Source organism: Sphingomonas sp. (assembly GCF_039594485.1).
In the GTDB taxonomy this organism is placed as follows: Bacteria; Pseudomonadota; Alphaproteobacteria; order Sphingomonadales; family Sphingomonadaceae; genus Sphingomonas.
The window spans coordinates 73,259-86,585 of record NZ_JBCNNI010000005.1 but is presented as its reverse complement, the minus strand read 5'-3'; the positions used below and the strand labels follow the sequence as shown (position 1 = coordinate 86,585).

The 13,327-nt window shown below is 65.9% G+C and carries 8 protein-coding genes; 3 read left to right on the top strand and 5 right to left on the bottom strand.

Annotation, left to right across the window (positions count from 1 at the left end; genetic code table 11):
* From prfB to ABDV78_RS03465, 5 genes are all read right to left on the bottom strand, one after another.
* Entirely contained in the window at positions 1-1,128 is a 1,128-nt protein-coding gene (prfB, locus tag ABDV78_RS03485) for a peptide chain release factor 2 (protein WP_343525810.1), read from the bottom strand.
* 68 nt (positions 1,129-1,196) lie between these two features.
* Positions 1,197-3,689, bottom strand: a complete 2,493-nt coding sequence (locus ABDV78_RS03480) for a transglycosylase domain-containing protein (RefSeq protein WP_343525809.1) — start codon at positions 3,687-3,689, stop codon at positions 1,197-1,199.
* Positions 3,690-3,743: 54 nt separating this feature from the next.
* Positions 3,744-4,709, bottom strand: coding sequence for a rhodanese-related sulfurtransferase (locus ABDV78_RS03475; RefSeq protein WP_343525808.1), 966 nt, complete (start codon positions 4,707-4,709; stop codon positions 3,744-3,746).
* 153 nt (positions 4,710-4,862) lie between these two features.
* Positions 4,863-6,218, bottom strand: coding sequence for a serine hydrolase domain-containing protein (locus ABDV78_RS03470; protein ID WP_343525807.1), 1,356 nt, complete (start codon positions 6,216-6,218; stop codon positions 4,863-4,865).
* Positions 6,219-6,558: 340 nt separating this feature from the next.
* Positions 6,559-7,794, bottom strand: coding sequence for an N-acetylmuramoyl-L-alanine amidase (locus tag ABDV78_RS03465; RefSeq protein WP_343525806.1), 1,236 nt, complete (start codon positions 7,792-7,794; stop codon positions 6,559-6,561).
* A 491-nt stretch (positions 7,795-8,285) separates the two neighbouring features.
* On the opposite strand from ABDV78_RS03465, the gene ABDV78_RS03460 reads away from it, so the two are divergent.
* From ABDV78_RS03460 to ABDV78_RS03450, 3 genes are all read left to right on the top strand, one after another.
* Positions 8,286-10,943 (top strand): ribonuclease E/G, encoded by a 2,658-nt coding sequence (locus ABDV78_RS03460; RefSeq protein WP_343525805.1) that lies wholly within the window; start codon positions 8,286-8,288, stop codon positions 10,941-10,943.
* Positions 10,944-11,255: 312 nt separating this feature from the next.
* Positions 11,256-12,605, top strand: coding sequence for a M48 family metalloprotease (locus tag ABDV78_RS03455; protein ID WP_343525804.1), 1,350 nt, complete (start codon positions 11,256-11,258; stop codon positions 12,603-12,605).
* A complete protein-coding gene (locus ABDV78_RS03450; RefSeq protein ID WP_343525803.1) occupies positions 12,605-13,312 on the top strand; it encodes a DsbA family protein in 708 nt (235 codons plus the stop codon). The genes ABDV78_RS03455 and ABDV78_RS03450 overlap by 1 nt, the downstream gene beginning before the upstream one ends.
* The last annotated feature ends 15 nt before the right edge of the window (positions 13,313-13,327 follow it).

Below are 13,327 nucleotides of genomic sequence, written 5' to 3'. Positions count from 1 at the left end.
TTAATCGACATCTTCCACGGCGACCGCCTCGCCGGTCACGCGCTGCGACAGGGCCGCCGCCATGAAGGCGTCGAGATCGCCGTCGAGCACATCGCCCGGCGCGGTCGAGGTGACGCCGGTGCGCAGGTCCTTCACGAGCTGATAGGGCTGGAGGACATAGGAACGGATCTGGTGGCCCCAGCCGATATCGGTCTTGGATGCGTTCTGCGCGTTCGCCGCCGCCTCGCGCTCGGCCAGTTCACGCTCGTACAGGCGGGCGCGGAGCTGGTTATACGCCTCGGCCTTGTTCTTATGCTGCGACCGCTGGTTCTGGCACTGTACGACGATGCCGGTCGGCAAGTGGGTGATGCGGACCGCCGAGTCGGTGGTGTTGATGTGCTGACCACCCGCGCCCGACGCCCGATAGGTGTCGATGCGCAACTCGCTCTCGTTGATCTCGACCTCGATATTGTCGTCGATCACCGGATAGACCCAGACGGACGAGAAGCTGGTGTGGCGGCGTGCGGCGGAGTCATACGGGCTGATCCGCACCAGCCGGTGCACGCCCGATTCGACCTTGGCATAGCCATAGGCATTCTCACCCTTGACCAGCAGGGTCGCGCTCTTGATCCCCGCCTGTTCGCCCGCATGATAGTCGATCAGCTCGACCTTCATGCCGTGCCGCTCGGCCCAGCGCGTGTACATGCGCTGGAGCATCCCGGCCCAGTCCTGGCTCTCGGTGCCGCCCGCGCCCGCGTTGATTTCGAGATAGGTGTCGTTGGCGTCGGCCTCACCCGCCAGCAGCGCCTTGACCTTGTCGGCCTCGGCCCGCTTGGCGAGGTCGCCCAGGCTGGTGACGGCTTCCTTCTCCAGTTCCTCGTCGCCCTCCATCTCGGCCAGCTCGATCAGCTCGACCGTGCCCGACAGCTCGTTCTCGATCGCGCGGGTCGCGGTGATCGCCTCGTCCAGGCGGCGACGCTCGCGCATCACCGCCTGCGCCTGCTTGGGGTCGTTCCACAGCGCCTGATCCTCGACGCGCGCATTCAACTCGTCCAGGCGGCGCAGCGCGCGGTCCCAGTCGAGGAAGCGGCGCAGCAGCGCCAGAGCGTCATTGATCGTATCGACATGAGCCTGCGCTTCAGCGCGCATGAATATTCTCCGAATCGGTCGCCCCTCCCACACCCGGGGGAACGGGAAAGGCGCATATGGGAAGCGGGCTAGTAGATTCCGCCTTCCCTTTGCAAGAAATCGCTGTCGCGCGGCGGCGCCGGGGTGGCGGGGCCGGTCGGCGTCGCGGGGGTTTCCGCCACGGCGGCGCGGCGGGCGCGACGGCGCGGTTCGCTCTCGGGCTTGAACGCCTCCCAGATCACGGCGGGCTTGGGATCGTCGCCGGTCGGGAAGGTGCCATAGACCGGCCGCCCGCTCGCCCGGTCGATACGGACCATGCGGATGCCGGGCGCGGCGCGGAAGGGCAGCTTGTCGAGCCCCTCATAGGCCTTTTGCGCGAACTGGTGGAAGATCGGCACCGCGATCGTCCCGCCCTGCGCAAAGCCGCCCAGCGAGCGCGGATGGTCGTAACCGATATAGAGACCGCCGACGAATTGCGGCGTGCCGCCGACGAACCACACATCGGTCGGGCCGTTGTTGGTGCCGGTCTTGCCGAACATCGGCCGGTTCAGGTCGCGCAGCCCCGTGGCGGTGCCGCGCTGGACCACGCCTTCGGTGATATGCACCATCTGATAGGCCGTCATCGCGTCCAGCACCTGGCGCTGGTGCGTGACGGGGCGCGGCATCGGCTTGCCGTCATAGTCGGCGGCGTTGCACCGGTCGCAGGGATGCCAGTTCTCCGGCAGGATCACCTTGCCGTGCCGGTCCTGGACGAAGTCGATCAGCGTCGGGTCGCCGCCCCGCCCATTATTGGCCAGGATGGCATAGGCGTTGACCATCTGCGCCACCGTCGTCTCGCCCGCGCCCAGCGCATAGGCCAGATAGGGCGGGAAATCGCCGATCCCCATCTGCTTGATCATCGCGACGACGTTCTTCATGCCGACATTGGCCGCCGTGCGCACCGTCATCAGGTTGCGCGACTGCTCGATGCCCCAGCGCATGGTATGCGGCCCCGCCCCCGCCGAATTGCCGAAGTTGCGGAAGCATTTGGTGCCCAGATTGCCCCCCTGGTCGACGCAAAACGGCCCGTCGACAATGATCGAGGCGGGGGTCATGCCATGCTCGAGCGCGGCGGAATAGACGATCGGCTTGATCGTCGAACCCGGCTGGCGCTCAGCCTGGGTGGCGCGGTTGAACGCCTGGAGCCGCGCGTCGAACCCGCCCTGCATCGCCAGGACGCGGCCCGTGGCGGGCTCCTCGACCACGAAGCCGCCCGAAATGCGCGGGACAGAACGCAGGCCGAAGACGCCGCCCTCGGGCGCGACCGCGATGATGTCGCCGACCTTCAACGCGCTGAACGCGGTGGCGGCGGTGCCCCGGCGCGGCATCTGCGCCAGGCTGCGCGGCAGCGTGCCGGTGCGGCCGTTGGCGAAACCGATCGTCGCCTCGCTGCCGTCCTTGCCGGTGACGATCCCGGCACGCCAGTCGCGATAGTCGAGCGCGATATTGGTGTTCAGCAGCGCCTGCTGCCAATTCTCGCCGTCAATATCCTCGTGCCGGATCGGCCCGGACCAGCCACGCCCGCCCTCGAACCGGACAAGTCCGTCGCGCAGCGCCTCAGCCGCCAGGTCCTGGAGCCGCGTGTCGAGCGAGGTGCGCACCCACAGCCCGCCGTCATAGACGCTGTGCGGCCCGCTCTCCGCCTTCTCGCCATACAGCTTGATCAGCTGGCGGCGAACCTCCTCGACAAAATAGCCGCCGACCTGGGCATATTTGGGGGTACGGCGCAGCACGGTGCCGAGCGGCTCGGCCATCGCCGCGTCATATTGCGCGCGGGTGATGAAATTGTTGCGCAGCATCTCGCGCAGGACATAGGCGCGACGCTCCAGCGCGCGGTCGGGATGGCGGATCGGATCGTAATTGGACGGCCCCTTGGGCAGAACGGCCAGATAGGCCATCTGCCCCAGCGTCAGCTCGTTCAGTTCCTTGTCGAAATAGGCATGGGCCGCGGCCTCCACCCCAAAGGCGTTCCGCCCCAGCGCGATCTGGTTGAGATAGAGTTCCAGGATCTGCTGCTTGGTCAGCGCATCCTCGATCTTATAGGCGAGGATCGCCTCCCGGACCTTGCGGGTCGGGGAATAGGCATTGCCGATCAACAGGTTCTTGGCGACCTGCTGGGTGATGGTCGAACCGCCGCGCGCGCGCCGGCCGGTGCCCCATTTCCGGGCATAGTCGATGACCGCGCCCGCCAGCCCCGGATAATCGACGCCGCCATGTTCGAAGAAGCTCTTGTCCTCCGCCGCCAGGAAGGCGCGGACCAGCAGGGGCGGATATTCGTTGAACGACAATTCGACCCGGCGCTCGCGGGCATAGGACTGGATCGGCGCGCCATCGATGCCCCGGACATGGGTCGGCAAGGGCGGCTCATAGGCCTTGAGCGCATCAACCGAGGGCAGGTCGCGCATGAAAACGAACCAGAACACCCCCGCACCGATCGCGAACAGCAGCGCGAGCGCGGCAAGCGCCTTCACCCACCAACGGCTCCACAGGCGTCGGCGCGGAAGATCGGGCGTATCGGATGGGGGGGAGGAGTCGACGGCCATGGCTTTGCGCGGGCCCGTGTAGCAGGTTCGGCCCCGCTTGCCACCCGCTTGCCGTCAGGCGTCGGACGGTTCGTCGCTCGGCGTGCCCCGCGCGTCATGCGGCGTTTCATAACGCGCGCCGACATGCGCCTGTCCCCGCGCCGCCGCCAGCATCTCCTGCCGGTGCCGCTCGGCATAGGCGGCCAGCCGCTCCGCATCGCGCGTGCCGTGGCAGGCGGGGCAGCTCACCCCCTCGACATAGAGGGGCGAGGCGCGATCCTCCGGCCCGACCGGCATCCGGCAGCCATGACAAAGCGCATGGCTGCCCTGCGACAGTCCATGCCCGACCGCCACGCGCGCGTCGAAGACGAAGCATTCGCCGTTCCAGCGGCTCTGCGCCTCGGGCATCGTCTCCAGATATTTCAGGATGCCGCCGTCGAGATGGAAAACGTCCTCGACGCCCTCGGCCTTGAGGAAGGCGGTCGCCTTTTCGCAGCGAATGCCGCCGGTGCAGAACATCGCGACCCTGGACTTGCCCGCCATCAGTTCGTCGCGCTTCTCGCGGAACCAGTTGGGGAAATCGCGAAAACTCTTCGTCCCCGGATCGACCGCGCCGTCGAACGTGCCGATCGCCACCTCATAATCGTTGCGCGTGTCGATCAGCAGCGTGCCCGGATCGGCGATGAGCGCGTTCCAGTCCTCGCCGGCGACATAGGTGCCGACCTCCCGCGTCGGATCGATGCCCTCGACGCCCATCGACACGATCTCGCGCTTCAACCGCACCTTCATCCGATGGAACGGCATCGTCTCGGCGGTCGAGTCCTTGTAATCCAGATCGGCGCAACCGGGCAGCGTGCGAATATGCGCGAGCAGCGCCTCGATCGCGTCATGCGTGCCCGCAACGGTGCCGTTGATCCCTTCACTGGCAAGCAGGAGCGTGCCGCGAATCCCGCTCGCCTCGGCCACGGCGAGCAACGGCGCGCGCAGCGCGGCGGGATCGGGGAAGGCGGCGAAACGGTAAAGGGCACAGACGCGGATCATCGCTGCGCCTTTACGCCGATCGGGCGAAGGGGGCCAGATGCCCTGCCAATAGGCTAAGTCACGCTTTCCGAAAAAGATCGAATTTTGGGAAATCCCGCAGCAAGCCGCAGAGGATAGACCGAGATATAATAGGTAACTGAAACAGCCTAACCGCTATTCGGTGAGACCGAACCGCCGATCGGACCATGCATATATCATCCGATCGCACGCCCCGTCACGGGTCGCTATGCAAATGAATGTCGTCCTCTCGTTAGGGAACCGCTGCGCCGCGACACTCATCCCATATCCAAAGCCGCCATGTCCCCATTGCGGATGCTTGCCCGCCGCGGTGACGAACCCGAGACCATACCAACCCTTCTCACTCGGTTCGGTGGCCATCGCGCGTGACTTGGCGGACAGCAAAACGTTCGACCGGAGCGCGGTGAAGAAGCGCAGCATATCGGTTGCACTGGCAACACCGCCCCCGGCAGCCGATCCACGCCATGGAAGTACTGCGGTGGATGCGATGGGCGTAGGCTCGGCCTCGAAGAAGCTGGAATAACCGACTGGAACATCCGTGATGTGTTGCAGGTCCGGGAACGACGCGTGCGTCATCCCGGCGGGGCCGAATACGTGTTGCTGGACATAGTCTTGATAGGTCTGGCCCGACACCCGCTCAATCACCGCGCCAAGCAGGATAAACCCATAATTTGAATAGGCGAATTTACTACCCGGCGCAAAGGCTGGGGGGCGGCTGCCATTGAGTTTGATGTAATCGTTGATCGTGCGGACCCACCCCCGGTTTGCCGTATCCTCGCGTTGCAGAACGCCATCTTCGCCAGTGCCGCCGCGATGACCAAGCAGCTGCCTTATCGTAACCTTGGCCATGTCCTTGTTCGGATAGTCCGGGAGATAGCGAGAGAGGGGTGCATCAAGCGCGACCTTCCCTTTTTCGATGAGCTGAAAGATGCTCACCGCCGTGAACATTTTACCAGCCGAAGCCAGGAACATCGGCGTATCGGCCGTTATGGCCCGCGCGTCATCCCGGCTGAAGGTCCCGGCGGAATAGGTCCACGGTGCCTGGCCGTCCTGAGCTACGATGATCGAGCCGGCGAAAGCATCCGATGCCGCCAACCGCTGAGCGATGTCACGCATGGCGGCAAGCGCGCGCGCTTCGGACATTGCGAAGGCCTGAAGGTTGAACTTTTCCAGCGTCTTGCCGTCGGCAGCGACCGAGAATGACACGCGGAAAAGCGCCGGGAAACAGCGCTGGACCAATAGCGCGCGAAATGATCTGTCGTTCTTGTCCTCGACTTGCGCCAGATCGAACCCGCAAGTCTCCGCGCGCATATTGCGAGCGGTCAGCGCATCGGCATCGCCAAGATGTTCGCCATAGAATTTCTGGATTGTCGCCTTATCGCCCGCGTTGAACGCCGCCAGCCAGTTCTTGAATTGCGTAGTCGCCGGCTCCGCATGGGCCGCGCCCGAAATTGCCAGCAGGGCGATAAGGCCAAAAGCTGCTCGGATCATCCCACCTCCCTTTGCGAGCCTTCAGGATGGCGGCTGGACGTGCAGATTGCGACTACAGAAAACTCGTACCCAAGATTTTAGCGGGTGCTCATCACGCCAAACTGGATCTTCAGGTGCTTGGTGTCGCTGACCCGGCCAACCAGTTCACTTACTTGGATCGGCCGAGTCCTGCTTGTCTGACTGGGCCAGCTCATTCCCGATTGGGAAGTGAGACGGAAAATGACCGCGCTGGTCGGGCTGACGGCTGTCGGCGGATTCCGCTTTTCCGAAACCTATTCCCTCTTCTCAATATCCGAAACCGCTATTTCCGAACGAGAAAAGGGAACGACGGCAACGCTCTCTACCGCGACGCCATCCGCCGCGCGAAATGAACCTCGACCGCCTGCAATACCGCCTGCGCGATCCGCTCCTGTCCTTCCCTGCTGTCGAGGAAGGCGGCATCCTGCATATTCGAGATATAGCCCGTCTCGAACAAGATGGACGGCATGTCGGGCGCCTTCAGGACCATCAGCGAGGCCATGCGGTGGAAGGTCGGCTTGACCGGGATAAGCGCTTGCGCCTCACGACCCAAAAGCCTCGCGAAGCTGGCCGAGGCGTTCATCGTCTCGCGCTGGGTAAGGTCGATCAGAATCGAGGAGACGTCGCTGTTGCCGCCCAGGTCGACGCCCGCGATCACGTCCGCCTTGTTTTCGCGCGCCGCCAGCCGCGCGGCCTCCTTGTCCAACGCGACGTCGGACAGGGTGTAGGCGGTCGCCCCACGCGCCTCGCCGACGCCGGCGCTGTCGCAATGGATCGAGATGAACAGATCGGCATGCAGTCGCCGCGCGATCCCATAGCGCTCGCGATGCAGGATATAGCGGTCGTCCTCGCGCGTCAGCGCGGCGCGCACCCGCCCCGATGCCACCAGCGTATCGCGAATCGTCTTGGCGATCGCGAGCGTCACGTCCTTTTCGCGCAAGCCCGTCTGCGGGTTGATCGCGCCGGGATCGACTCCGCCATGGCCCGCATCGATCACCACCAGCGGCCGATTGTCCGCCCCCCGGACCCGCGGCAGCGGCAGATTGCGCGCGGTCGTCGGGACCGGCATCGACAGGCCATGGGCGGGCTTGCGCTGGAAATGGAACGGGAAGAAGTCGAGCACCCCGGCAAAGCTCGCCTGGGCATACCCCCCGGCGAGCGGCTTCAGCGTCAGCGACAATTGCCGCCCGTCATCGTCGAACCCGCCATCGAAGATCACCGCATCCTGCGCCAGATCGAAGGTCAGGCGGGTGACGCCCGGCGCGATCCGGCGCTGGCTGAGGCCGCGCACCGCACCGGCACGAATCGTCGCGGTGCCCGGCGATGCCCCGGTCACGTCGATCGCCACCCGGCGCTGCTCGCCCAGCATCACGCTGCGCGCGCGCTTTACGGGGGAATCGAACCGGATCATCACCTGCGCACCGCGCACAATGATCTTCTGAACCGTCGCGGCCCAGGCGCCGCCCGGCGCGAAGAGCCCGAACAGAAAAGCGATCAGCATCAACACGACACGGCGTACATGCCGCGCCCGCCGGCCGCTGGTCCAGCGAAAAGCCATCACCTCTAACCCTTTCTGGCGATCCGGGGATCGAAGGGCGACTCTAGCCAGCGGCGCCTGTCGGGAGCCTTTCAACCAATGGTTAACCGGAAATTCGGCATTTTTCTGCCGCCAAAATCGGCAGATTTCCGCCTGTTGCGCAAACGTTCCGATGATGCTAGCAATCCGGTGGACCCCGGCCTCGATCACCTCTCCCAAACGATCGGGACGGGGCCATCTCCAAGAAAGGCTCGGGACGGCGAGAATTTTTCGCGCCCGGACCAACCAGGTTGACGCTCGCATGACGCATATGATCCACCCCGCTGACCGACCGGCCCATGCCGGCGGGATCACGGCTTGGTGGGTCCGCACCGGCCCCGTTGCCGGCGCTGCGGCTGCGGCCGGCACGCATTCCGTTTTTTCCAGCGGTCCGGCGCCCCGCGCCGCCGCCACCCCTATTTACCGCGCGCGACGGCTGCCACTGAGCCCGACGCGCGCGTGGAGACTTCATAATGACCACGCGTATGCTGATCGACGCACGCCACCGGGAAGAAACCCGCGTGGCCGTCGTCAAGGGTAACCGGATCGAGGAATTCGACTTCGAATCCGCCGAGCGCAAGCAGCTCAAGGGCAATATCTACCTCGCCAAGGTCACGCGCGTCGAACCGTCGCTGCAGGCGGCGTTCGTCGATTACGGCGGCAACCGCCACGGCTTCCTGGCCTTTTCGGAAATCCACCCGGATTACTACCAGATCCCCAAGGAGGATCGTGAGGCCCTGCTCCGCGAAGAAGCCGAGCATGCCGCCGAGGAAGCCGCGCTGCGCGCCGAACTGGACGCCGATGACGACGAGGATCACGACGATCATGAGGATGACGGCGACCATGCCGACGATCATCATGACGACGAGGATGGCGAAACCGCGCCGCGCCCGCGCAAGTCGACCGTCAATGACGATCAGGTCGAGGCCCTGCGCCAGCGCCGCCAGAATCTGCGTCGCCGCTACAAGATCCAGGACGTCATCCGCCGCCGCCAGGTGCTGCTGGTCCAGATCGTCAAGGAGGAGCGCGGCAACAAGGGCGCGGCGCTGACCACCTATCTGTCGCTCGCGGGTCGTTACTGCGTGCTGATGCCCAACACCTCGCATGGTGGCGGGATCAGCCGGAAGATCTCCAATGCCGCCGACCGCAAGCGGCTGAAGACCATCATGGCCGAGATGGCGCTGCCCCACTCGATGGGCTGCATCGTCCGCACCGCCGGGCTGCAGCGCACCAAGACCGAGATCAAGCGCGACTTCGACTATCTGGCGCGCCTGTGGGACGGCATCCGTGAAAAGACGCTGCATTCGTCGGCGCCCGCGCTGATCTATGGCGACAGCGACCTGATCAAGCGCGCGATCCGCGACATCTATAATCGCGAGATCGAGGAAGTGATCGTCGAAGGCGAGGAAGGCTATCGCCAGGCGAAGGACTTCATGCGCCTGCTGATGCCCGCGCATGCCCGCCGGGTGAAGCAATATGCCGACGCGATTCCGCTGTTCCAGCGCGCGCATGTCGAGGATCAGCTGGCCGCGATGTACAATCCGGTCGTGCAGCTCAAGTCGGGGGGCTATCTGGTCATCAATCCGACCGAGGCGCTGGTGTCGATCGACATCAACTCGGGCCGTTCGACCCGCGAGCATAATATCGAGCAGACCGCGACCGCGACCAACCTGGAAGCCGCGCAGGAGATCGCGCGCCAGCTCCGCCTGCGCGACATGGCGGGTCTGGTCGTCATCGACTTCATCGACATGGACAACAACTCCAATGTCCGTAAGGTCGAGAAGGCGATGAAGGAGGCGCTGAAGAATGATCGCGCCCGCATCCAGGTCGGTCGCATCTCGTCCTTTGGCCTGATGGAAATGAGCCGTCAGCGGCTGCGCACCGGCGTTCTTGAGGCCTCGACTCGTCCCTGCCCGCATTGCGAGGGCACCGGCCTGGTCCGCACCGCCTCGTCGTCGGGCCTGTCCGCGCTGCGCCTGATCGAGGACGAGGCCGCACGCGGTCGCGGGTCGATCCTGACGCTGCGCGCCAGCCAGGAAGCAGCCATCTATGTGCTGAACCGCAAGCGCGCCGACATCGCCGAGATCGAGGATCGTTACGGCGTGACCGTCGAGATCATCCCCGACCGCGAGGAAGAGGGCGCGCGCATGACGGTCGAGGCCTCGGGCCCGCCGCCCGCCTATGCCCCCAAGATCGACATGCTCCTGCCCGTCGAGGAGGATGAGGACGATCTGATCGACGAGGTCGAGGAGGAAGAAGAGGAAGAGGTCGAGGAGGAAGCGACCGAAGCCCCCGCCCCGCGCGAACCGCGTGACGAGGGCGAAGGCGGTGGCCGCAAGCGCCGTCGTCGCCGTCGCGGTCGCCGCAACCGTGGCCCGCAGGATGAATCGGCCCAGGCCGAGGACGACGAGGCGCATGAGGACGCCGAACTCGACGAAACCGACGAGGGCGAGGACGAGAATGAGACCGCCGAGCAGGCCGAGACGGTCGAGGCGGACGCTGGCGAACCCCGTGAGGGCGGCCGTCGCCGTCGTGGGCGGCGCGGTCGTCGTGGTGGCCGTCGCGGCGAGAATGGCGGCTCCGAGGGGCAGGACGCGGCGACCGACACGGTGGCCGAGGACGACGCCACGGACGTTCCCCTGTCGATCGCCGAGCCGATCGAGGCTGGCGATGCCGCCCCGGTGACCACCCCGCTGGCGGTGGCCGAGGCCGAGGCGAGCGAGGCCCCCAAGACCCGTCGCCGCCCGCGCGCTCGCAAGGCCGCACCGGCTCCGGTCGAGGCGACTGAGGAACCGCTGGTCGAGGAAGCGCCGGTCGCGGAGGCCCCCGTGGCCGAGGTCGCGGCGGAAGCCCCGGCCAAGCCCAAGCGCACCCGCAAGAAGGCCGCCCCCAAGGTCGCCGCCGAGCCGGTCGTCGAGGAAGCCGCACCGGCGGTAGCGGTCGAGGCGGAAGCCCCGGCCAAGCCCAAGCGCACCCGCAAGAAGGCCGCTCCCAAGGTCGCCGCCGAGCCGGTCGCCGAAGAAGCTGTGGCCGAGGTCGAACCCGTCGCGGAAGCGGCCGTGGAAGCGGATTCGGATACGACGACCGAAGCGCCGCGTCGCGGCTGGTGGCAGCGTACCTTCGGCGCCTGATCGCCGGACACAAGCCCATGAAAAGCCCCCCTTCCCGGTGCGGAAGGGGGGCTTTTTTGTTTCCATCGATGCGATGCCATCCCACCGCGCCGCCCTCTTCGGTGACAGGCGCGAACCGCATGGAGGCGGGACGGTCCTCGCGCCGTTTCGATTCCCCGTGCCCCGCATCGGAGCATCGTCGCCATCCGTGACGGCATGGCGTGCCCCCTTTCGTTCGCGAAGCGTTCAGCCGCCGGATGCCAGAGGCGATCCGCCGCACCGCATGACGCGAAGTCGGTTGTGTACCGGACGTGACCGGTCGATAGAGGAAGCATGAAGCGACTGATCGGTGCCTTGGCGACCGCGATCCTGCTCTGGGCCCAACCCGCCGTCGCGCAGTCCATCCTGCGCGATGCCGAGACCGAGACGATGTTCGCCGACATGTCCGCCCCGCTGATCAAGGCGGCCGGGCTGTCGCCGCGCGACGTGAAGATCGTGTTGATCAACGACGATTCGATCAACGCCTTCGTCGCCGGGGGGCAGATCGTCTATGTCCATTCCGGGCTGCTCCAGGCGGCGGACAATGTGAACGAGGTGCAGGGCGTCGTCGCGCACGAACTGGGCCATATCGCCGATGGCCATGTCGTGCTGGGCGAGGCGGCGATGAAGCCCGCCATGGGCGTCCAGTTGCTGTCGATGGTCCTGGGGCTTGCCACGATCGCGGTCGGCGGCGGAGCGGCGGGCATGGGGATCATGGCCGCGGGACAGCAGGCCGCGATGGGCAAGGTCCTGTCGTTCAGCCGCACCCAGGAATCCAGCGCCGACGCGGCGGGCGCGCGCTATTTGACCACCGCAGGGATCACCGGCAAGGGGATGCTGAGCTTCTTCAAGAAGTTGCAGAATCAGGAATTCCGCTACGGCTACACAAACATCGATCCGTTCGCGCAGACCCACCCGCTGTCGGGGCAGCGTATCCAGGCGCTGACCGCCGATCTTCAGGGTTCGCCCGCCTGGAACACGCCGGTCGACGCCAAGTTGCAGGAACGCTTCCTGCGAGTGAAGGCCAAGCTGCTCGGCTATGTCGGCACGCCCGAGCAGACGCTGAACAAGTTCCCCGCGAGCGACCAGTCGGTCTATGCGCATTATGCGCGCGCTTATGCCTATCACAAGGCGGGCTATCCCGACAAAGCCGAGGCGGAGGCCGAAGCCCTGATCGCCAAGGACCCGCGCGACCCCTATTTCGAGGAAATCCAGGGCCAGATCCTGCTGGAATCGGGCAAGCCACAAGAGGCGCTGGCTCCCTTGCGCGCCGCCACCATGGGGTCGGGCCAGAATGCGCTGATCGCTACCACCTTCGGCCATGCGCTGATCGCGACCGAGGACAAGCGCAACCTGCCCGAGGCGGTGAAGATCCTGAAGGTCGCGGTCCAGCGCGACGAGGACAATCCCTTTGCCTGGGTCCAGCTCGGCACCGCCTATGAACAACTGGGTGACACCCCGCGCGCCGCGCTCGCCACCGCCGAGCGGGCGAGCATGATGGGCGACACCCGCACCGCCATCCAGAGCGCCCGCTACGCGCTCGCCAATCTCCCCCCCAATACGTCCGAATGGATTCGGGCACAGGATATCGCCATGACCTCTGCTGACGCCGCCGCCAGCTCCAAGAAGAAGAAGCGCCACTGATGGGCATCAAGGCATTGGCCGCGGTCGCGGTCCTGGGCGGCCTGATCGGCGGTGGCACCGCATTGGCACTGGCCCCCATGGTGGCACCGGGCGGACCGTCGGGAGAGATGGTGCGGAGCTATCTGCTCGACCATCCCGAAGTCATTCCCGAGGCGATGCAGCGCCTGCAGGACCGCGAGCAGGGCAAGGCGGTAGCCGCCATCAGCGGCGACCTGACCAAAGCCTTCGGCAACGCCTATAGCGGCAATCCCAAGGGCGATGTCACGCTGGTCGAATTCTACGACTATAATTGCGGCTATTGCCGGGCCAGCCTGCCGCTGCTCAAGCAACTGGTCCAGGCCGATCCCAAACTGCGCATCGTCTATCGCGAACTGCCGATCCTGGCGCCGTCGAGCAAGGCGGCGGCGCGGATGAGCCTGCTCGCGGCGGCGCAGGGCAAGTTCCTGGCGTTCCATGACGCGCTCTATGCCGGCGGGCCGGTCAGCGACGCGACGATCGCGGCGGCGGCCAGGGCGGCCAGGGTCGACACCACCAAGCTCGCCGCCTTCCAGCCCCAGGCCGATGCCGAAATCGCCCGGAACATGGAAGCCGCCGGGCGGCTGGGGCTGAACGGCACGCCGAGCTGGATCGTCGGCAATCGCGTGCTGTCGGGTGCGCTGCCGATCGAACAATTGCAAAAGGCCATCGCCGACGCGCGAAACGGTTGATAAAGCGGCAGTCTT

Excerpts from the sequence above, each read along its gene's own strand:
- prfB (WP_343525810.1), bottom strand. The coding sequence starts at position 1,128 with ATGCGCGCTGAAGCGCAGGCTCATGTCGATACGATCAATGACGCTCTG.
- ABDV78_RS03480 (WP_343525809.1), bottom strand. The coding sequence starts at position 3,689 with ATGGCCGTCGACTCCTCCCCCCCATCCGATACGCCCGATCTTCCGCGC.
- ABDV78_RS03475 (WP_343525808.1), bottom strand. The coding sequence starts at position 4,709 with ATGATCCGCGTCTGTGCCCTTTACCGTTTCGCCGCCTTCCCCGATCCC.
- ABDV78_RS03470 (WP_343525807.1), bottom strand. The coding sequence starts at position 6,218 with ATGATCCGAGCAGCTTTTGGCCTTATCGCCCTGCTGGCAATTTCGGGC.
- ABDV78_RS03465 (WP_343525806.1), bottom strand. The coding sequence starts at position 7,794 with ATGGCTTTTCGCTGGACCAGCGGCCGGCGGGCGCGGCATGTACGCCGT.
- ABDV78_RS03460 (WP_343525805.1), top strand. The coding sequence starts at position 8,286 with ATGACCACGCGTATGCTGATCGACGCACGCCACCGGGAAGAAACCCGC.
- ABDV78_RS03455 (WP_343525804.1), top strand. The coding sequence starts at position 11,256 with ATGAAGCGACTGATCGGTGCCTTGGCGACCGCGATCCTGCTCTGGGCC.
- ABDV78_RS03450 (WP_343525803.1), top strand. The coding sequence starts at position 12,605 with ATGGGCATCAAGGCATTGGCCGCGGTCGCGGTCCTGGGCGGCCTGATC.